Source organism: Nonomuraea monospora, assembly GCF_039531895.1.
GTDB classification, from domain to species: domain Bacteria; phylum Actinomycetota; class Actinomycetes; order Streptosporangiales; family Streptosporangiaceae; genus Nonomuraea; species Nonomuraea monospora.
Map to the genome: position 1 here is coordinate 1 of NZ_BAAAQX010000023.1, position 19,666 is coordinate 19,666.

Consider the following 19,666-nt stretch of genomic DNA (forward strand, 5'->3'; position numbering starts at 1 on the left):
CACCATGCGGACGGCTTCTTCCTTGAACTCCGGCGAGAACTGCCTACGACGCCTTGCCACGTACCTACCTCTTCCAGACTTCTGTCAGCTTATGTAGCCGACTGTCCGGAATCTGCTGGGCACCTCAACCGGTCCCCATGCGTCTCTGCGCCGCTGTGGAGATGAGTGTTGTGAGGTGGCGCAGTTGGCTTTCGTGGTCGAAGCCGGAGCCGTTGCCAGAGAGAGCGGATAGAGAGAGCAGTCATGAGTGGATCGCCTCCGAGGAGGGGTCCAGGACCGACGCAAGGACACCGGTCCTGGACCGATTCCTTACGTCACGCACAGTCCGTGTGCGTTAGTGATCAGGACTAAGGTCACGCTGCGTTCGTGCGCCCAGCGTGCGCCACGCGTGCGCCAAGTCCTGCTAAGTGCTGCTCGATGCTGCTCGATGTTTTTGCAGCTCAGAGCAACGTCCGCCCTCGGAAGTGGGTTTCCGTCTTCGTTCACACCGAAGAGGTCACTGGTTCGATCCCAGTATCGCCCACCAAGGTCAAGGGCCACATCCCACAAATGGGAGTGGCCCTTTCGATCTTTGTGCAGCAGCAATGTGCAGTAGTCTCCATGAATCGAGGCTGCCACCCAACCGCCTGAACGCGTTCCTGGTCTCCTCGTTCGGTGCTTCGCTGTAGACGTCCATCGTCACCGTGATCTCGCTGTGACGGAGGATCTGCATCGCCACCCGCGGGTGCACGTTCAACGCGACGAGGAGCGACGCGCACGTACGACGAGTGGACTGACGTTGCGCGGCTCGTACGGCGTGCCGTGCCTGGTTGTGATCACCGATCCGTTATCGACCCACGCCACACCGGCCGCGGCCTTGTCCACCACCTGCTGTTCTGACCGTTCCTTGAGCGCCGCCACGCACATGTCCGGGATCGGCAGCACCGCCGCCGACCCAGGCGTCTTGGTTTCACGATGGTGCAGCTTGCCGCCGACACGTTGGAGTCGCCAGGCGACCGTCAGCTCGCATGCATCGAGATCGACCCTCGCTGGACGAGCCCGAGCACTTCCCCACGACGCAGCATCGGCAGACGGACCGCTCCGGTTGCGCTCTTGGAGATGATCTCTTCGGTGATGGCAATGCTCGGCGCTGCTCGCAGGCTGTCCCGAGCGTCCTTGATCGTGCGGGCGGACAAGACGCTCTGGCAGCACTTGCCCATGGCACAGCGCTTCGGCGTGCGCCGCTGGGCATCCTTGCCCAGAGCGCAGCACTGGCAGGTCCGACGGAGCTTGTTGCGCCACTCGCGGACATGCTTGACCGTCAACTTGTCCAGGCGGCGAGAGCCGAGCCCGGGAACAAGGTATAACCGCACGAAGCTCTCATACCGCGCATACATTGCAAGCGTCAGATTGGGCTCCACCAAGGCACGTCCGGCCCGGTGCGACGTAACCTGTCCGACGAGGAGACGCCCCGAACCGCCCCCTTGTAGATGGCTGACGCCGGAGCCATCGAGCTGAACCACACCCCTTCCGTGCCAGACGGACGTTCGGGATTCGACTACATTCACGACAATGGTCATGTTTGCGTGCGCCACGTGCGGTACGGCTGTGACGTTGGACCTGGAAGAGACCGACTACCCCACCGGCCTCCAGTCCGATCGTGAGCTCAGCCTGACTGATGAGAAGCCGCAGCTGATCCCGCAGGGCAGGTACGCGGTCAATCCGCGGTCAGTCCGGCGGAAGCCGTACATCGCCATCGCGGGGTACGGCCGCGAGTTCGTGTCCGAAGGGCCAGGCAGATCGATCGTCGTGAATTCGGCGGACATCATCGCGTTGACCTGCCCTCCGAATCCCCCCGGGGGCGGGTGCTGCGGCTGGGGGCCGAACGATGGGCCCAACCTGGCGTGTGAGGCATGCGGCAGGGAGATCGCCACCGAGGTGAACGACTGCGGCATGAGCTGGTGGTGGGTCACGCTTTTCCTCGACGACGTGCTCGGAGCTCCCCCCGCACGGCCTGTCAGGAACCCGCCCGCCGTTCAGCGGAGGCATGACAAGAGGCGACGGCTGCGGTGACCCAGGACAAATCGCTCGGGAACCGGTCGTGTTCGTCTACCGGCGCGGTGCAGCGACAGAGTGCAGCCACTTCTCACGCGCGGGAGTGGCCCTTCGGTCTTTCCCTGACCGAGTGCCTGGCGACGACCCGTCATCTGCAGGCGGTAGACCGTCTCAGTGACGGCTGTCCACCGGGGCGTTGCCGGCGCGCTCATCTTGGGGCTGTTCTGGGCGGCGGCCACCAAGTCATCCTGATCGTCCCCCTGCCGGCGCCTTGCGGGTGGCGCTCAGAGGCTTCAGGACGCGTCGAGGGTCACGACGTGCGACCAGTTCAGGCCGTGAAGATGAAATGTCCTTTCAATGAGAAGACCACCAAGGCCATCGACGGAACTCTTGTCGGCATCGGGTCCTGCACCTTTTGGCCGTGATCGACCTCGTCCCGAGATCTGCGTGGAACAAGGCTGATGGCGAAGAGCTGGTTCGCGTCCCATCGCGTAAGTGAGTGACGAACTGCGTGACGTCCGGGATGCGCAATGAGGTCTGGTCATGAACGTCGCTGCAGCTCAAGGTCTTCCTGAGCGACCAAGGCTCCTGGCCGCCCTTGAGGCGACGCCGTTCCCGGAGACCGCCCCCCGACGCGCGCATACCTGCCGCATACCGGCCCTTGTTAGCGTCCGCCGCACAAGTACGTGCCCATTCTCCCGGCAGAGAGGAACGCGCATGTCCCGCACCCGACAATGGGTGGCCGCGCTCACTGGAGTCCTTCTCCCCATGGCCGTCGCCGGTGTCTGCGCCGCTCCCAGCGCGTCCGCGGATCCGATCGGCCCGACCTTCCGGTTCGTTTACAGCGTCAAAGTGACCAGCACGCACACGGCCGCGGTCAATCGTGACCGCGTGCTGGCGACCTGCTCGGCAGGAAAGGGCGGCACCTGCTCGATTTCGAAGTCCCGCTCCGTCGCGCGCACCATCGACCTTGGGCTGGGCGTTTCGCGAGGTTTCGTCGCAGGGCAACTGGGCTGGAGCAAGAGTTCTTCGGTCACGGTGACGGCGCAGTGCACCTCCCCGGTGTTCACCAAGAGCGGCCAGGTATACCGCGCTTACCCGCAGGGAATCAGAAAGCGCTACACGATCACGAAGAAGACCTATTCGTACGGTTCCAAAAAGCCCAAGCTGATCAGGATCGAGACCACCGGCGGGGTGGCCTTCAATCCCAAGGGCGTCTCCTGCTACCTGTCCTGAGCGTCACCATCCGATCTCGCCGCCGGGTAGGAACACCACGGAGATGTCGTCGTGGCGTTTGGCCCGCGGCCAGCGCTCACCCCCGGGGTCGCTGGTCTCGGCCGCTCGGATCTCGTCGAACAGGCGCCACGGCGTGCGTGAATCGAGTACGTCCAGGAGGTCAGCGAAGGTTCCCAGGCCGAACTCGACGAATCGGGTGGCGCCATCGCTCAGCAGGGCCAGGCGGCGCACCTGCCCGGCCGGATGGCTGCCCGTGAGCGCGTCGCGTGCCGCCTGGTCGTGGACCGAGGCGATGGGGTAGCCGCGGGGGTGGTTGCGCATGCGGCGCTGGTGTTCGACGAAGGCGATGCGGGCCGACTGGTGGGCGGGGGTGCCGGTGGGGAGCGAGGCCATTCGTTGCCAGAGGTTGTGGCCGACTGCCTCGATGCGCCGGTCCGTCACTGTGACGATCTCGCCGTCGATGTCGGCGACGAAGGTGGAGTCGCCGAGGACGAGGTGTTCGATGTGGCCGGCCCTGAGCCGGAACAGGGCGGCCGTGCTGGATGGGGTGCCGGGGTGGGCGAGGTCGCAGGTGTACGCGCGGTGCGTTCGTGTGACGGAGGCGATGGCGCGTACGAGGGCGAGGTTCAGGTCGGTGTCGGGGGTGCGTAGGTGGGTCATGGCGGCCTCGCCGAGGTGGGCGACGAACCAGGGGGTGCCGTGGTGGCAGCCGGTCGGGAGTTCGGCGGGGCCGCCCGCGCCGTCGAGCAGGAGGGCCTGGGTCGTGGTGCCGGCGGCTGCGGCGACATAGTCCTCGTTCGGCTTGTCGGGGCTGCCGGGCCTGCTGTGAAGGAACAAATGCTCTCCTTCGTCGGAGTCGGGGTGTGAGGTGGGGTGTCGGGGTGTGGATGGGGGAGGGTGGGTGTCCGGTGTGGGTGGGGGAGTCCGGTGGGGGTGGGGGAGTCGGGTGTGAGCCGGGGAGTGGTTGCGGGGCAGGGAGTTGGGGTGTGGGGCGGGGAGTCCGGGTGTGAGCCGGGGGTGTCGGGCGCGGGGCGGGGAGTCGAGGGTGTGAGCCGGGGAGCGAGGGTGTGGGTCGGGGGGTCGAGGGTGAGGCGGGGGAGTCGGGCGTGAGGCGGGAAAAATGGGTGGAGGGCGGGTCTGGTCTGATGCGATAGTCGACGCGCACGCCTGCATAGCTCAGTCGGTGAGAGCGCCGCACTCATAATGCGGAGGTTCCCAGGTTCGAGTCCTGGTGCAGGTACAGAGAAGATCGCGCCACCACCGCACAGGCGCCAGTGAGCAGAATGAGCTTTTCTTGACCTTGTCAGAGTGAGTCAGCAATGATCATCGCCGGACCCCACCGAAAGGTGATCACGTGCGACTCTTCTCAACAGCAAGAGCCGCGGCGTTAGCCGCCGTCCTGACCGTCGCCACCTTATCCGTCCCGCCACCGGCCTCCGCCGCCGCCCAGCTCATCGCGAACGGCACCTTCACCGGCTCGACCACCCCCTGGGCCGCTATCGGACAGACCACCGTAGCCGCCGAGAGCAACCGCCTGCGGATCGACGTCACGCAGGTCGTGGCCAACCCCTGGGACGCGATGGTGGCCGCACCCACCACCGCCGCCCTGAACCCCGGCAAGAGCTACACCCTCTCCTTCGACGCCTACTCCACCGTCGCCTTCACGGCCAGGACCACGGTGCAGTACACGGCCACCCCCAGCTCCAACCAGTCGCTCGCCGCCGACGTGCAGCTCACCACCGCGAGCAAGCGCTACAGCATCCCGTTCACGGCCGCGTCCGCCTCCGCGACGGCGGCCGAGGTGACCTTCCAGCTCGGCGGGTCGGGCGGCAAGCCGGTCGTGCGGCTCGACAACGTCTCGCTGATGGAGACGCAGACGACCAGGCCCACGTCCCTGTACGTGTCGCCGCTGTCGCACCCCGCCAAGTGGGCCGCGGACAACGGCAACACGACCATCATGACGAACATCGGCAGCAAGCCGATCTTCGAGTGGTTCGGCGGCTGGTTCAGTGACCTCACGCTGGCCGTGGACACCTACGTCGGCGCCGCGCAGGCGGCTGACCGGCTGCCGATGCTGGTGGCCTACAACATCCCCAACCGGGACGCGTGCGCCGGGCACTCGGGCGGCGGCGCCGGTGACGCGGCCGGGTACCACGCCTGGGTCACCGAGTTCGCCAAGGCGATCGGCACCCGGCACGCCATCGTCGTGCTGGAGCCCGACGGGGTCGCCGCCGCCGGATGCGTGACGCAGATCGGCAAGGACCCCGAGGACCAGTACCGGATGCTGCTGGACGCCGCGCAGGTGCTGCGCGCGCAGGCGCCGAACGCGTGGGTGTACCTCGACGCGGGCAACGCCACCTGGATCCCGGCCGCGGAGATGGCGTCGCGGCTGGTGAAGTCGGGCATCGCCAGCTCGCGGGGCTTCTCGGTCAACGTGTCGAACTACATCACCACGGCCGACAGCGAGACGTACGCGGTGGCGGTCAAGGCCGCGCTGCAGCCGTCGGTGGGCGCGAAGACGTACGTGATCGACACCAGCCGGAACGGCAACGGCCCGTACGTGGACAGCACGCCGGATGACAACTGGTGCAATCCGCCCAAGCGCAAGCTGGGCGCCACGCCGCGGCAGCAGACGAGCGGCGCCGAGTACCTGCTGTGGGTCAAGGTGCCGGGCGACTCCGACGGGCCGTGCGGCATCGCCGGGACGATCCCCGCGGGCACCTTCAGCCCCGACCTGGCCATGGCTCTGATCAACGGCAACCCCTGACGTCGTACACCCCCCAACACGTGGACCGCGGCCGGCCGGCCGCGGTCCGCGCCCGCGGCTCTCTGGAGGCTGAGATCCCCATGTCAGACCGGAAACGCTTAGCGGTGGGCGTCACCGCTCTCGCGCTCATGACCGTGAGCGTCATCTCCACCCCGGCCGCCGCGGCGGCCCCCGTCACCTACTACGTCGACAGCGTCAGCGGCAACGACGCTAGGCAGGGCACGTCCGAGGCGACCGCGTGGCGGACGCTGTCCAAGGCCAACGCGGCCAACCTGACCGCCGGCTCCAAGCTGCTGCTGCGCAGGGGCGGCACGTGGGCGGAGCAACTGCTCATCACCGAATCCGGTACGCAGGCGGCCCCGATCGTCGTCGAGGCGTACGGCACCGGCGCCAAGCCCGTGATCAAGGGCACCGACGAGGTGGCCTGCGTGCTGCTGTCCGGCGACCACCTCGAGGTCTACGACTTACAGGTCGGCGTGGAGGGCGCGGGCCGGTGCGAGTGGTCAGGGTTCTCGATCGAGGGCGACCACAACTTCCTCAACCGCAACTACATCACGGGCGCGTCGGCGGGCGTCTTCATCGACGAGGACGCCGACTACACCTCGATCAACAACAACGAGTTCGTCAACAACAACGTGATGAGCGTGAACACCGACGCCTCGGAGATGGGCGAGGAGTACTCCAACGACGACTCGGGCGCGTTCGCCATCCTGGTCCACGGCGACGACTCCGAGATTTCCTGGAACGACATCAGGGGCTCGATCGCGCCGAGCTTCGACTACGTCTTCGACGGCGCCGCGGTCGAGATCTTCAAGGGCTCGCGCAACCGGGTGCACCACAACATCTCGGTGGACAACGACACCTTCACCGAGCTGGGCACGCTGACCTCGGCCAACGGCCAGACGCAGGACCCGGACGGCACCGCGGACAACGTGTTCGAGTACAACGCCATCTACGGCGACCGCACCAGGGGCGGGATGGTCACCCGCGGCCCGTACAAGGAGGAGGCGGGCTCGCCGATCGAGCCGAACGGGCCCGTGCTGCGCACGGTCTTCCGCAACAACTCCATCTACCTCACCCACGAGGACGCCGAGGGCGTGGTCTGCGACGCCACCTGCACCAACCAGCATCTGACGATGACGCAGAACGCCATCTACGCCAAGAAGAAGAGCGTCTACGCGCCGGGCGTGACCGGGGCCGCCAACTCGTACAACGTGCTGGAGGGCGACCAGTACCAGGCGGGTGACGACGGCGTCGGCAACTTCTTCGAGGACCCGCGCTTCGACCCGGCCAACCCGCTGCGGCCGCTCGCCGGCAGCAAGGCGATCGGTCTCGGCAGGGTCGCGTACGGGCAGGTCGACCTGAACGGGGTGGCGGTCGGCTCGGGCGGCGGCATCGAGGCGGGCGCCTACGAGTACGTGGCGGCGCAGCGCTGAGAAACGCGTCGCGGGGGCACCACGCGCAGGCCGACCTGAAGGCCGGACGTGGTGCGGGGCACGGGCCGGGTCGTCATGATCCGGTTCGTGCTCACCGCGGGCTGCCGTGCCCGATGCGGAGAGTCAGAAGCCGCGCGTCCGGCGCAGTTCCGGCGGGCGGCCGTCCGGGTCGACCGCGAACCGGTACAGCGGCAGCGCCATCAGCTTGCGCGCCCGCGAAAGGCGCGGCTCAGGATGCGGCCGCAGCCGCCCCGACGGCCGCGGCCCCTCACCGCCGGACTCGTGCCACGCCTCCAACGCCTCAGCCGACCGCTTGAACGCGTCGAAGGCGGCCACCGGATCGCACAGCTCGTCCACCCGCTCGTCAGGCAGATCCAGATGCTCGGCCATCAACGTCAGCCGCAGATCCCTGGCGAACCGCAGCGCCCCGGCGGGCGCCCGCGGGTCCTCCTCCTCGTCGAGCACCGCGCAGCTCAGCTCGGAGTCGTACGTCCACGACCGCAGGTTGACGTTGTCGGAGCCGATGGCGGCCCACACGTCGTCCACGACGCACACCTTGGCGTGCACGTAGATGGGCGTCCCGTGGTGGTTCTCCAGGTCGTAGATGCCCACCCGGTCCCCGCCGGCGTCGCGCAGGCGGCGCAGGGCGTCGGTGCGGCCGATGAGGCTGGCGGGGCCGGCGAGCCAGCCGTCCTGGTCGGGGTGGCGGGGGACGATGACGATCATGCGCAGGTCCAGGTCGCGTTCGAGGGCGCGGGCGAACGGTTCGATGACGTCCGTGGACCACAGGTACTGGTCCTCCAGGTAGATGAGGGACCGGGCCCGGGAGAGGACCTTGCGGTAGGCGTGGGCGATGCTGCGCTCGCCGCCGGGCGCGAACGGGTAGCCGTTGCGCCGGGCCGGGTAGGTGCGCAGCAGTTGGACGCGGTGGCGGCCGGCGGGTGGCGGGGGCGGGCCGGGGTGGGGGAGCGGCGGGGCGTCGTCGAGGCGGCCGAGGTGGTCGCGCAGGCGGCGCAGCGGGTCGCGGGTCTCCGGGGCCGGGTCCTCCCAGCGTTCGCAGAACACCTTCTCCACCTCGGCCACGGCGGGGCCGCGGATGGCGGCCTGCACGTCGTGCCAGGGCGGGCGCGGCCCGTACACGTCGGGCATCGGGGCGAACTGCGGGTCGCCCTCGTGCGCGGCGTCGTCGCGGCGGCTGTGGCACAGGTCGATGCCGCCGACGAACGCCACGTCGCGCGTGGCGTCCTGGTCGTGGCGCAGGATGACGAACTTCTGGTGGTGGGAGCCGCCCGGCTTGGTGCGGGTGTCGAGGAGGGCCTGGCCGCCGGTGTCCTCGATCTCCTGGCCGAGGTGGCGGTTCTCGGCGGAGCTGAACCGCAGCAGGTCGAGGTGCGAGCGCCAGATGAGGCCGCGGACGAGCGCGCCGCGTTTGGCCGCCGCCGCCATGGCGGCGCCCACGGTGGGCCCGCCGGGCGTCAGGCGCTCGTCGGGGTCGCCGCGCCAGTCGGCGAACAGCAGCAGGTCGTCCTTGTCCAGCCGCTCCAGGCAGTCCTGTAACACGGCGAAGTAGGCGGCGCCGTGGACGAGCGGCCGCACGTCGTTCCCGCACGACCAGGGCTCGAGCTTGGTCGCCGGATTGCCGCGCTCCTCGTCGGTGAGGAACCAGTCCTCGATTCGCATTCGGTTCTGGCTACCCCGGCAGCGGCGGCTGATACCTCTGATAGGCGGGCTCCACGATCGGCACGGGCGGGTGGGCGGGCAGCCGTACGGTGAACTCGGCGCCGTCGCCCGGGCGGCCGTCGGCGGTGATGGTGCCGTTGTGGCCGTCCACGACCTCCCGCACCAGCGCCAGCCCCAGCCCGAACCCGGTCCCCTCGAACCGGGTGAACAGCCGCTCGGCGTCGCCGGGGTCAAGGCCCGCGCCGTCGTCACTGACGGTGAGGCCGACCGTGCCCGGCCCGCTGGACAGCGTCACCCAGATGTGCCCGCCGGCGCCGGTGTGGCCGAGCGCGTTGTCCAGCAGCGCCGAGACCACCCGCCGCAGGGCGGACTCCACCCCGCGCACCACGTGGTCGCCCGGCCCGTCGCAGCGCACCTCGATGCTCACCCCCTGGGCAGCGGCCCTGACGTCCTCGGCCACGGCCAGCTCGGCGGCCAGCACGGCCAGGTCCACCGGGCCGAAGGGGCGGCGCAACTGCTTGAACTGGGCGGATCTGAGCAGGTCCTCGACCACCTCGCCGAGCTGCCTGGTGCCGGTCGCGAGCTGGTCCACCTCGTCGATGAGCAGGATCGGGTCGGTGTCGCCGCGCAGTCGCCGCGACAGGAGCTGCGCGCGGGTGTGCAGCCGGGTGAGCGGCGTGCGCAGCTCGTGGCTGACGTCGGCGGCGAAGCGGCGCTGCCGGGCCAGCGCCTCGCCCAGCGGCGCGATCGCGCGGCGCGAGACGACCTGCCCGACCAGCAGCGCGGCCAGCAGCCCGGCGATCTCCGCGCCGATCAGCGTGCGCAGCAGCCGCTGCTGCTCGGCCATCAGCCAGCGCAGGTCCATCGCGGCCTGCACGGTCGCGCCGCCGCGTTCGCGCGTGTGCACCAGGTAGTCGCGCCCGGCCACGCTGACGTGCGCCGTCTGCGGCCCCGACCCGGCCGCGACGTACGCGAGCGCCACCCGTACGGGCAGCGCCGCGGGCGCGCCGGGCGAGGCGCGCACGGTGCCGTCGGCGCGCAGCTCGTACAGCCACACGCAGGGCGGCGGGTACGCCACGGGCGAGCGCCGCGCGGCGGCGGCCAGGTCGCGTTCGGCGGCCACGCCCTGGCTGTGCCCCATGGCGCACCACACCAGCACGCCGACGAGCGCCAGCACCACCGAGATCGCGCCCGCGACCTGCACGGTGATGCGCCGCCTGGCGCGGACGAGCAGCCGATGGTCCGGGTCCGGCAGCCGGGGCCGGTCGAACCGGGCGACGCTCATAACGCGCCCAGGCGGTAGCCCACACCTCGCACGGTGTCCACGACGCCGGAGCCGAGCTTGTTGCGCAGGTAGTACACGTACGTGTCCACGATCGACTCCTTGTTGGCCCCGTCGAAGACCCGCTGCCGCAGCGACCGGCGGGTGTGCACCTGGCTCGGGCGCACGGCCAGCGCGCTGAGCAGCCGGCACTCCTGGCCCGACAGCGTCACCTGCTCCCCGCTCGGCAGCCGGACGACGTGCGCCTCGGTGTCCAGCCAGCCCGCGCCCAGCGGCAGCAGGGCGGCCAGGTCGAGGTTGCGGCGGTGCAGCGCGCGCACCCTGGCCAGCAGCTCGTCGATCTCGAACGGCTTGACCAGGTAGTCCTCTGCCCCGGCGTCGAGCCCGGTGACCCGGTCGGCGACCGTGCCGAAGGCGGTGAGCACGAGCACCGGGACGGTGACCGCCTGCCGGCGCAGCCGCCGTACCAGGTCGATCCCGTCGAGGGCGGGCAGGCCGCGGTCGATGATGAGCACGTCGTACGCGCGGGACAGCGCCAGGTGCAGCCCGCGCTGCCCTTCCGGCGCCAGATCGACGGTGTAACCCTGTTCGGTGAACAGGCCGACCAGCATGTTCCCCAGTTCGCGGTCGTCCTCGACGAGCAGCAGCCGGCGTGCGGCGGGGCCGGCTGTGCCTGATGTCCCAGCCACCAGACCACGGTTGCACCGCCGTGGCGGATTTTCCAGGTCCACTCGGTCATTGGCCCACCAGAACCACGCGGGCGGTCACGGGGAAGGGGACCGGGCCTCGACGGGCCGCTCCTCCGCTGGGGCCTCGGCGCGGGCGCCGGCCTCCAGCCGGTCGGGCAGTGCCAGCTTGTACAGGGGCAGGGCGCCCGCGGTGGTGAGGACGGCCACGAGCACCAGCATGGCGAACAGCTCCTGCGTGATCATGCCCTGGGCCAGGCCGATGTTGATGAAGATGAGGATCATCAGGCCCCGGGCGTTCATCAGCGCCCCCACCGCGTACGACTCCCGCTTGCCGAACCCGATGCCGCGCATCGCCAGCGAGCAGCCGAAGTACTTCCCGGCGAACCCGGCCGCCAGGATCAGCCCGAACGCCCCCAGCATGGCGCCGCCCGCGATGCCGCCGAGCTGCGTGTTCAGCCCGGAGAAGGTGAAGAAGGTGGGCAGCAGCAGCGTCGAGACGAGCTCCATCATGCGGCTGTGCAGCGCCTGGCGGAAGGCGGGGTCGCGGGGCATGGCCAGGCCCGCGAAGAAGCCGCCGAACACCGAGTAGACGCCGATCCAGTCGGTCACCCAGCCCGCCGCGAGCGGGACGAGGATGACGACGTACATGGCGGTCGGGCCGAGCCGGCCGGTGCGCGCGACGGTCCTGCCCATCGGGCGCAGCAGCGGCGCCACGACCTTCAGCATGACGACGGCGAACAGCGCGGTCAGCGCGATCGTGGGCAGCGCGCCGCCCGCGCCGCCGCCGAGGTGCATGGCCGACAGGACGGCCAGAATGCACCAGGCCAGCGCGTCGTCGATGGAGGCGGCCAGCAGGGTGAGCCGGCCGATGGGGGTGTGCTCCAGGCCCCGCTCGTACAGGATCCTGGCCAGCATGGGGAAGGCGGTCAGCGACAGCGCGCCGCCGACGAACAGGGCGAACTGGAACGGCGGCACGTCGGGCCGGGAGAGCAGGTCGTACAGCAGGAAGCCGGTGGCGGCGCCGAGCAGCAGCGACGGGACGATGCCCGACGCGGCCAGCACGCCCGCCTTGCGGAACTCGCCGGGCGTCTGCGCGCCCTGCTCGATGCCGGCGCCGACGAGGAACATGTAGAGGGTCAGGCCGATGGTGCTCAGCACGTACAGGACGGGCCGCACCTCGGGCGGGAACAGCGCCGCCTGCGCCTCGGGGAACAGCCAGCCGAACAGGGTCGGCCCGAGCAGCACGCCGGCGACCATCTCGCCGAGCACGCGCGGCTGCATCACGAGCTGGGCCAGCCGCCCGCAGATCGCCGCCGTGAGGAGCAGCACGACGAGGGCGGGCAGGACCTTGAGCACCAGCGCGAGGTTCGCGTCAGGAGCTGTGACGTGAGCCAGGATGTGCATGGGTATTCTCCGGGGCGTCAGAGGCGAAGTGGCGCTCGCACAGCCGCAGCCTGCGCGCGTCCCACACCATGTACGTGCCGAGGACGAGCTGGACGAGGCTGCGCCAGACGCCCTCCCACCGGTCGCGCACGCGCAGGTAGGCCAGCGCGCGGCCGGGCCGGTGGGGGGCGCCGCGAGGGGTGAGCAGGCAGGGCCCGCGATGCGGCATGGACCTGGTGTGGGTGACGGAGGAGTCCAGGACGTGGCGGTCCAGCACCTCGCGGGTCACCGCCCGCATGGCGATCGGCGCCAGCCGCCAGGCCGGGCACGGCCGGTTGGCCGCGACGCCGAACGGGATGTGGTTGAGGTCCTTGGCGCCGGGCCCCGCGAACCGGTCAGGGTCGAACCGGCCGGGGTCGGGGCAGCCGGCGTGGTGGAAGGCGGGGTAGTTGAAGCAGAGCACCGACCCGGCGGGGATCGTGGTGCGCGCGTCGAGCTCGATGTCGCCGGTGGTGATGCGGTGCGCGATGCCGAACAGCGGGTAGAGCCGCATCGTCTCGGCGATCACCTGGTCGAGGTAGCGGTCGTCGCCCGCGCGGGCCCGCTCCTGCACGGCGGGGTGCCGGGCGAGGACGAGCAGCAGGTGGGCCATGGCCTCCGACAACTGCACGACCGCGGTGGTGAAGAAGGCGCCGTGCAGGTAGTACGCCTGCTGCCGCGGTGTCAGGCCCTCGGGGAGCGGCAGGCGCACCCGGTGCAGGTTGCGCAGCAGGTAGGCGTTGAGGCGGTCGCGGCGGCCCATGTGCCGCAGGCTCGTGCACTTCAGCGAGGAGGCGACGTCGGCGGCGTTCCCGGCGATGAGATCGCGGGCCTCGCGCGGGCAGGGCTCGGCGAAGACCAGCTCGTAGGAGAACTCCGCCCACAGCGGGATCATCAGGTCCCGCAGCCGCACCAGGCCGCGCACGTCCCGCAGCGCGCGGCCCGCGCAGCGGCGGGCCAGCTCCTCGGCCTCGGTACGGCGCACGGCGAGCATGCGGCGCGTCAGCCGGGCCACGGCGTCGTAGGCGTCGCCCGCCTCCAGGTGCTCCTGGTGCATCTCGGGGCCGGGCGAGAGCCAGTACCAGAACACGTCCGACAGCGCCGCCCCCTTGCTGCGCCCGCCGGCGGCCGGGTGCGCGTACACCTGCTCGAACCGCTCGACGGGGACGAGGTCGCCGGGCACCGGGATGCCCTCGTCCCCGTTGATCCGCTCGAACACGCGCACCCGCAGCGCCACGACCCTGGCGGGCAGCCACCACGGCAGGCTCGCCAGCACGGCGAGCAGCACGACCGTGATGAGCGCGGCGGTCAGCATGCCCGTCCCCTCCTCACGCGGGCACGCCGGCCAGCCGCGCGGCGAAGAAGGCCCGGAGCGGCTCGACGTGGACCTCGGGGGAGTCCCACTCGTTCTCCAGGTTCTCCGTGACGTGGTGCACCGCGACGGGCCGGCCCGGCAGGTGGTGCCGCACGACGGGGTGCAGGTAGTGGCCCTCGTGCGCGCGGGCCGAGTCGCTCTGGCTGATGCGGCCCACCTCGATGTCGAAGGGGTCGATCCGGTCGTGGTCCGGGCCGTACTCCAGGGTGATCGCGAAGTGGCCGCGGTCGCCGATCGGCGGGCCTTGCAGGTCGAACGGCAGTTCCTCCAGGTAGCGGGCGGTGCCGTCGCCGTCCGGCACGATCACGTCGGCCAGCAGGCCGAACTGCTGCCACAGGGCCGAGGAGCGGTTGACCCGGCCGATGACCGCCGCCGCCAGCGCCGCCGGGTCGGCGGGCAGCTCCGTGGCCGGCCAGGGCACGCCGTGGTGGCGCGACTCCATGATCCGGTGCAGGGCGCGCACGCCGTACCTGAAGCCGTGGATGAAGCCGCTGGTGCCGCGCTTGAAGTCGCGCGACTGGGTGATGGTGCCGGCGAAGTACAGGCCGGGCACGTTGACCGACTCGTACGCCGGGGTGAGCGCCGGGAACCTGCCGTTGATCACCAGGTCGGGGCGGCAGTCGCCGGCGAAGATCGAGGAGTCGAAGCGGAAGCCGGTGCAGACGATCACCCGGTCGTACGGGATGTCCTTGGTGACCTCGTTGACCCTGGCGAAGGCCACCGTGACCAGGTAGGTGCCGTCCGGCTGCCGCTCGATGCGCCTGATGTCGCCGTCGAGCAGCGCGTTCTGCGACTTGAGCTGGTAGGTGTCGAGCAGGCTGTTGTTGACCGCGCGCAGGTGGCCGACGTAGTGGGTGCGCCAGGCCATCCGTACGGAGTGCGGGCCCGCCACGTGGATGACCGCCGCCGTCTCGATGAGGTTGTCGGCCGTCTCGAACGCCGAGTTGCCCTTGCCGATGACGAGCACCCGCTGCCCGAGGTAGTCGGCCGGGTCGGTGGAGGCGGTGCCGTACGGGTCGGCCGTCTCGATGCCCGGGATGGGCGGGATGTTCGGCTGGGTGACGCCCGCCGCGACGACGACCCGGCGCGCCTCGTAGGTGCGGCCGTCCTCCACCGTCACGCGGAAGCCGGACGGCCGGTCCACCCGGGCCACGCGCGAGTCGAAGGCGATCCGCAGCCCGCACTTCTCGGCGAAGTCGCTCAGGTAGCGCACCATGTCGTCGGCGTGCGGGAAGTAGCGGTCGCTGTAGCCGGTGAACAGCAGGCCGGGGTCGTCCGACAGCAGTGAGTTCCAGTCCATCCGGAGGTTGAGCTCGGGGTCGTCCCATCCGGTGTGCTTCTTGTTGATCGAGATGAGCGTGCGATGGCGCGGGAAGGTGCTGAAGAACCGGCCAGGCGCCGGCCCCGCCTCGAGGATCAGGTACTTCCGGCCCGCCTTGTGCAGGAAGTAGCCGAGCTGGAGGCCCGCGGGCCCGGCGCCGATCACCAGGTAGTCGAGGGTGTTGTCCACCACTGACGCCTCCGTCACTGCGAAGTGGTTGAAGAGACAACCTCAGTGTTGGCGGCCGATTCTCAGAGTTTGATCAGAACAGGTTCTCGCCGTGCCGTGCCAGCAGGGCCCGCTTGTCGGGCTTGCCGCTGGTGGCCACCGGGACGCCCGGCACCACCGTGATCGTCTTGGGCACGCTGTCCTCGCCCAGCTCGGCCCGTACGCGGGCGGCCAGAGCGGCCTGGCCGGGCACCCGGCCGGGCGCCGGCACCACGAACGCGTGCACCGCCTCGCCGGTGCCCTCGTCCGGCGCGCCCACCACGTACGCCTCGTCCACGTCCGGGTGGGCCGTCAGCACCCGCTCGATCGGCCCCGCGTACACCACCATCGCGTTGACCATGACCACGTCCCTGGAGCGGCCCTCCAGGTGCAGGAAGCCGCCCGCGTCCACGTGGCCGAGGTCGCGGGTGCGCAGCCAGCCGTCGCGCAGGGTGTCGCGGGTCTCCGCCTCGTCGCCCCAGTACCCGGCCATGACGTACGCGCTGCGCACGCAGATCTCGCCCGTCCGCCCCGGCGGCAGGACGGCGCCGTCCTCGTCGCGCACGCTCAGCTCGACCCCGGGGTGCGGCAGGCCCACCGGCGCCACGATGCCGGCGGCGATGTGCGCGGGGGTGAGCATGGCCACGTTGCCCGCCTCGGTCTGCCCGTACCCCTGGTAGACGACCGGGCCGAGCCGCTCGGCCGCCGCCCTGAGCCGGCGCGGCCCGATCGGCGAGCCCGACACCATGAGCGCCCGCAGGCTCGACACGTCCGCCGAGTCCAGCAGCTCCAGCATCCTGAACAGCCGGGGCACGGTGATGATCGACCCGGTGATGCGGTACCGCTCGATCGCGTACGGGAACATCGGCCGCCCGTCGTCCTCCGGGATGACCGCCGTGCCCCCGCCGAGCAGGCACGGCGCCAGGAACTCCAGCACCACCATGCTCGCCAGCGTCCCGAACAGCAGGTACCGCTCGAAGGCGCGGGCGAAGGCCGCCGCCGACGGCCCCCAGACGCGCGGCTGCCACGCCCAGTGCTCGGTGAGCGCCTGATAGGTGATCGCGCAGCCCTTGGGGCGGCCGGTGCTGCCGCTGGTGAAGGTCAGGGCGGCCACGTCGCCGGGCCGGGCGGCCAGCTCCAGCGGATGGCCGTCGTCCGGATGGGCCAGCAGGTCGGCGGCGCCGGGCACGGGGCCGAGCGAGAGCGTGCGCTCGGTCATGAGTTGCGGCGTGGCGGTGAGCGGGTCCACGAGGACGGCGTCGACGTCCATGGCGAGCACGTGGGCGAGCTGGCCGGGCGGGTAGCCGGGGCGGACCCCGACGACGCGGCAGCCCAGCGCGTGCGCGGCCATGTGCGCGGCGAACGCCTCGGGCGTGACCTCCGTGCGGACGGCGAGCGCCCGGCCGGGGCCCAGGCCCGCCTCGCGCATGGCGCCCGCCAGCCGCCGGATCAGCTCCAGCAGCTCGGCGCGGGTGACGGTCCTGCCGCCGTGCTCGAAGGCGGGGGTCGCGGGGGCCTTGCGCAGCGCCTCGATCAGGGGGGACGGGAAGAGCATGGTGGGGCTCCTCTGTGCGGTGAGGGGGCGTTCCCGGAGTGCCTTATGCCGTCATATAACGGGATTTGTCGCGACATTAGGCGGCGCACATCAGAGAAGGATCAGAGGTGCGCGGGTGAAGGTGATCGGCGCGGGCTTCGGCCGTACGGGCACGAGGTCACTGAAAGCGGCGCTCGAACTGCTCGGACTCGGGCCCTGCTACCACATGTCCACCGTCATCGCGGAGCCGTACCGGGTGCGGCAGTGGCTCGACGTCGGCGAGGGGCGCACGCGGGATTGGGACACGCTGTTCGCCGGGTTCCGGTCGGCGCTCGACTGGCCCGCCTCCGCGTACTGGCGGGAGCTGGCCGCGCACTACCCCGAGGCCAAGGTCATCCTGACCGTGCGCGACCCGGGACGCTGGTACGAGAGCGTCAGCGCCACCATCTTCCGCAGCGCCCTCGAACAGCGGGGGAGGCAGCCGCTGCGGCGGCGCGCGATCCGGTGGCTGGTGGCCAGGCGGTCGCCCGACTTCGCCCTGTACCCGCGGATGGCCAGGGCGACCTTCATCGACCCGGTCTTCGGCGGGCGCATCGACGATCGCGAGCACGTCATCGAGGTCTTCGAACGGCACGTCGCCGAGGTCAGGGCCACCATACCGGCCGAGCGGCTGCTGGTGTTCGAGACGGGGGACGGGTGGGAGCCGCTGTGCGCGTTCCTCGGGGTGCCCGTGCCGGACGCGCCCTACCCGCAGGCCAACGAGCGGGCCGCGTTCCGGCGCAAACGGCCCCGTCGCCTCGCCCGGCTGATCCTGCGGGGGCGCTGAGCGTCAGGACAGCGCCCACTCGCCCTTCTGACTGGCGATCCCGTAGTTCAGGCCGAACTGGAACTTGGTCAGCCGCGCCGCCTCCGGCACCTCGAACACGATCACGCCCTTGCGCGAGTCGCCCGCGTTGACCGTCACGGTGCCGCCGAAGCTCTGGCCCTCGGTGACGTTGGAGAGCGAGAAGCGGTACTGCTGGCCCTCGGCGTCGATCAGCCAGGCGCCGGTCGTGGGGGCGTCGGTGTAGACGGCCTGGCCCGCGTTGGTGAGGGTGATCTCGACGGCGGCGAGCTTGTTGCCGGTCTGCGGCTTCAGGAAGTCGGAGGCGGGGGTGGCGGGGTTGATCACGCGGTTCAGGGTGACGCTCACCTTCAGGGCGGGGTCGGTGCCCTGGAGGGTGAGCGCGCCGCCCACGCGGGCGGTCTGTCCCTGGGCGGCCGGGTTCGTCGCGCCTGCACCGGCCGGAGGCTGGCTGGCGGCGGGCGAGGTGGCGGCGGGTGCGGTGGCGGCGGGTGCGGTGGCGGCGGGTGCGGTGGCGGCGGGCTGGCTCGCGGCCGGCTGACCGGCGGCGGGCGGGCTGGTTGCGGGCTGACCATAGGCGGGCGCGCTGACAGGAGGCTGCCCCACCGCGTCACCCGCCGCCGCCGGGGGTTCGCTCGGCAGCGGCTCCTGGGTGATGACCATGGTCGCCCCCTCCGAGCCGGTGAGCACGGCGGGCCGCCCGGTGTCCGTCAGCACCATCACCACGGCGGCGCACGCCCCCAGGAGCAGCATCGGAACGCCTACCGCGAGCAGCACGACGAGGGGCCGGTTGTCGGGAGGCTCCGGCGCGGGTTCCTGCCCGGCCGCAGGTCCAGGGGGCCGCATGCCGTACGGCGGCTGCCGGTACGGAGGCGGTGGTCCGTACGGGCCGGACGGCAGGGGCGGATATCCCATGGCGCGACTCCTGATAGGGGACGGGATTAGTGAGACGTCCGGCATCCGCCTCCGGTTGTCCTTGATCCCCCGGATGCCGTCATGCCGGGCCCATCCCCTAATGTGCCGTGCATGAGTGGACGTGCGGTTCTTGTCACCGGAGCATCGCGAGGCATCGGACGGGCGGTCGCGGCGGCGTTCGCCGCGCAAGGAGACAGGGTGGCGATCCACCACCGCGACTCCGCCGAGGAGGCCGACGGCCTGCTCCGCGAGCTGCCCGGCGAGGGGCACTCCGTGGTGCGCGCCGACCTGGCCGACCCCGAGGCCGTCAGGGCCATGGTGGACGCGGCGGCGCGGGAGCTGGGCGGCTCGATCGACGTGCTGGTCAACAACGCGGGCAGGTACTTCCACCACCCCGTCACCGACCTGTCGTACGAGGAGTGGCAGGACGCCTGGCGGCGCACGCTGGAGGTGAACCTGCTGGGCGCGGCCAACGCGATCTGGTGCGCGCTGCCGTACCTGCCGCCCGGCGCGAGAATCGTCAACGTCTCCTCGCGCGGCGCCTTCCGCGGCGAGCCCGACGCGCCCGCGTACGGCGCCAGCAAGGCGGGGCTCAACGCGATGAGCCAGTCGCTGGCGGTCGCCCTGGCCCCGCGCGGCATCGCGGTGGCCGCCGTGGCCCCCGGGTTCGTCGAGACGGACATGACCAACGAGCACCTCAAGGCGCCGCGCGGCGACGCCATCCGCGCCCAGAGCCCGTTCGGCAGGGTGGCGGCGCCCGAGGAGATCGCCGCGGCCGTCCTCTACCTGGCCGCGCCGGACGCCGAGTGGGCCAGCGGCGCCGTGCTCGACCTCAACGGAGCCTCCTACCTGCGCTGACAAGCAAGCCCGTGATCTTAGCGAGAGCGGGAGCTATGGTGAACTCTCAGGGCACTTCGGAAACTC

General features: G+C 70.9%; 17 protein-coding genes and 1 tRNA gene. 7 read left to right on the plus strand and 11 right to left on the minus strand.

Translation table 11 applies throughout. The features are described 5' to 3' along the window. Positions 1–732: 732 nt before the first annotated feature. Together ABD331_RS36090 and ABD331_RS36095 are read right to left on the minus strand one after the other, a co-directional pair. Positions 733–924 carry a hypothetical protein gene (locus ABD331_RS36090; RefSeq protein WP_187414518.1) on the minus strand — a complete coding sequence of 64 codons (192 nt, stop codon included), beginning with the start codon at positions 922–924 and terminating at the stop codon, positions 733–735. 74 nt (positions 925–998) lie between these two features. Next, a complete protein-coding gene (locus ABD331_RS36095) occupies positions 999–1,400 on the minus strand; it encodes a tyrosine-type recombinase/integrase (RefSeq protein ID WP_344485167.1) in 402 nt (133 codons plus the stop codon). Positions 1,401–1,587: 187 nt separating this feature from the next. On the opposite strand from ABD331_RS36095, the gene ABD331_RS36100 reads away from it, so the two are divergent. Together ABD331_RS36100 and ABD331_RS36105 are read left to right on the plus strand one after the other, a co-directional pair. Further along, complete coding sequence (locus tag ABD331_RS36100) at positions 1,588–2,052, plus strand: hypothetical protein (protein ID WP_344485170.1); 465 nt, start codon at positions 1,588–1,590, stop codon at positions 2,050–2,052. A gap of 699 nt (positions 2,053–2,751) precedes the next feature. Further along, complete coding sequence (locus tag ABD331_RS36105) at positions 2,752–3,270, plus strand: hypothetical protein (RefSeq protein WP_344485173.1); 519 nt, start codon at positions 2,752–2,754, stop codon at positions 3,268–3,270. A gap of 3 nt (positions 3,271–3,273) precedes the next feature. Here ABD331_RS36105 and ABD331_RS36110 read toward each other — a convergent pair whose 3' ends face one another. Next, positions 3,274–4,107: a protein phosphatase 2C domain-containing protein gene (locus tag ABD331_RS36110; RefSeq protein WP_344485176.1), complete on the minus strand. Its 834-nt coding sequence runs from the start codon at positions 4,105–4,107 to the stop codon at positions 3,274–3,276. Between the two features lie 328 nt (positions 4,108–4,435). Between ABD331_RS36110 and ABD331_RS36115 the strand changes: the two genes are divergently transcribed. The 3 genes from ABD331_RS36115 (at position 4,436) to ABD331_RS36125 (ending at position 7,473) form a co-directional block, all read left to right on the plus strand. Next, positions 4,436–4,510 (plus strand) — tRNA-Met (locus ABD331_RS36115). A 114-nt stretch (positions 4,511–4,624) separates the two neighbouring features. Further along, positions 4,625–6,037 (plus strand): glycoside hydrolase family 6 protein, encoded by a 1,413-nt coding sequence (locus ABD331_RS36120; RefSeq protein ID WP_344485179.1) that lies wholly within the window; start codon positions 4,625–4,627, stop codon positions 6,035–6,037. Positions 6,038–6,117: 80 nt separating this feature from the next. Beyond that, positions 6,118–7,473: a hypothetical protein gene (locus tag ABD331_RS36125; protein WP_344485182.1), complete on the plus strand. Its 1,356-nt coding sequence runs from the start codon at positions 6,118–6,120 to the stop codon at positions 7,471–7,473. Positions 7,474–7,596: 123 nt separating this feature from the next. Here the strand turns inward: ABD331_RS36125 and ABD331_RS36130 are convergent, their stop codons facing one another. The 7 genes from ABD331_RS36130 to ABD331_RS36160 form a co-directional block, all read right to left on the minus strand. Further along, positions 7,597–9,153 carry a phospholipase D family protein gene (locus ABD331_RS36130; RefSeq protein WP_344485187.1) on the minus strand — a complete coding sequence of 519 codons (1,557 nt, stop codon included), beginning with the start codon at positions 9,151–9,153 and terminating at the stop codon, positions 7,597–7,599. 10 nt (positions 9,154–9,163) lie between these two features. Continuing rightward, entirely contained in the window at positions 9,164–10,438 is a 1,275-nt protein-coding gene (locus ABD331_RS36135) for a sensor histidine kinase (RefSeq protein WP_344485190.1), read from the minus strand. Beyond that, the gene (locus tag ABD331_RS36140; protein ID WP_344485193.1) at positions 10,435–11,124 is read right to left on the minus strand and encodes a response regulator transcription factor; all 690 of its coding nucleotides are present in this window, start codon (positions 11,122–11,124) and stop codon (positions 10,435–10,437) included. The genes ABD331_RS36135 and ABD331_RS36140 overlap by 4 nt, the downstream gene beginning before the upstream one ends. A 75-nt stretch (positions 11,125–11,199) precedes the next feature. Further along, positions 11,200–12,528, minus strand: coding sequence for a cation:proton antiporter (locus tag ABD331_RS36145; protein WP_344485195.1), 1,329 nt, complete (start codon positions 12,526–12,528; stop codon positions 11,200–11,202). Further along, positions 12,497–13,861, minus strand: a complete 1,365-nt coding sequence (locus tag ABD331_RS36150) for a cytochrome P450 (RefSeq protein WP_344485199.1) — start codon at positions 13,859–13,861, stop codon at positions 12,497–12,499. The genes ABD331_RS36145 and ABD331_RS36150 overlap by 32 nt, the downstream gene beginning before the upstream one ends. Positions 13,862–13,874: 13 nt before the next feature. Then, the gene (locus tag ABD331_RS36155) at positions 13,875–15,434 is read right to left on the minus strand and encodes an NAD(P)-binding domain-containing protein (RefSeq protein ID WP_344485202.1); all 1,560 of its coding nucleotides are present in this window, start codon (positions 15,432–15,434) and stop codon (positions 13,875–13,877) included. A 70-nt stretch (positions 15,435–15,504) separates the two neighbouring features. After that, positions 15,505–17,004: a class I adenylate-forming enzyme family protein gene (locus tag ABD331_RS36160; RefSeq protein WP_344485205.1), complete on the minus strand. Its 1,500-nt coding sequence runs from the start codon at positions 17,002–17,004 to the stop codon at positions 15,505–15,507. Positions 17,005–17,119: 115 nt separating this feature from the next. Between ABD331_RS36160 and ABD331_RS36165 the strand changes: the two genes are divergently transcribed. Next, a complete protein-coding gene (locus ABD331_RS36165) occupies positions 17,120–17,809 on the plus strand; it encodes a sulfotransferase family protein (RefSeq protein WP_344485207.1) in 690 nt (229 codons plus the stop codon). A 3-nt stretch (positions 17,810–17,812) separates the two neighbouring features. Here ABD331_RS36165 and ABD331_RS36170 read toward each other — a convergent pair whose 3' ends face one another. Further along, positions 17,813–18,742, minus strand: a complete 930-nt coding sequence (locus ABD331_RS36170; RefSeq protein WP_344485210.1) for a DUF4352 domain-containing protein — start codon at positions 18,740–18,742, stop codon at positions 17,813–17,815. 111 nt (positions 18,743–18,853) lie between these two features. Here ABD331_RS36170 and ABD331_RS36175 point away from each other — a divergent pair, with 111 nt between their 5' ends. Continuing rightward, positions 18,854–19,600, plus strand: coding sequence for an SDR family NAD(P)-dependent oxidoreductase (locus ABD331_RS36175; RefSeq protein WP_344485213.1), 747 nt, complete (start codon positions 18,854–18,856; stop codon positions 19,598–19,600). The last annotated feature ends 66 nt before the right edge of the window (positions 19,601–19,666 follow it).

Excerpts from the sequence above, each read along its gene's own strand:
- ABD331_RS36105 (WP_344485173.1), top strand. The coding sequence starts at position 2,752 with ATGTCCCGCACCCGACAATGGGTGGCCGCGCTCACTGGAGTCCTTCTC.
- ABD331_RS36125 (WP_344485182.1), top strand. The coding sequence starts at position 6,118 with ATGTCAGACCGGAAACGCTTAGCGGTGGGCGTCACCGCTCTCGCGCTC.
- ABD331_RS36130 (WP_344485187.1), bottom strand. The coding sequence starts at position 9,153 with ATGCGAATCGAGGACTGGTTCCTCACCGACGAGGAGCGCGGCAATCCG.
- ABD331_RS36135 (WP_344485190.1), bottom strand. The coding sequence starts at position 10,438 with ATGAGCGTCGCCCGGTTCGACCGGCCCCGGCTGCCGGACCCGGACCAT.
- ABD331_RS36145 (WP_344485195.1), bottom strand. The coding sequence starts at position 12,528 with ATGCACATCCTGGCTCACGTCACAGCTCCTGACGCGAACCTCGCGCTG.
- ABD331_RS36150 (WP_344485199.1), bottom strand. The coding sequence starts at position 13,861 with ATGCTGACCGCCGCGCTCATCACGGTCGTGCTGCTCGCCGTGCTGGCG.
- ABD331_RS36160 (WP_344485205.1), bottom strand. The coding sequence starts at position 17,004 with ATGCTCTTCCCGTCCCCCCTGATCGAGGCGCTGCGCAAGGCCCCCGCG.
- ABD331_RS36170 (WP_344485210.1), bottom strand. The coding sequence starts at position 18,742 with ATGGGATATCCGCCCCTGCCGTCCGGCCCGTACGGACCACCGCCTCCG.
- ABD331_RS36175 (WP_344485213.1), top strand. The coding sequence starts at position 18,854 with ATGAGTGGACGTGCGGTTCTTGTCACCGGAGCATCGCGAGGCATCGGA.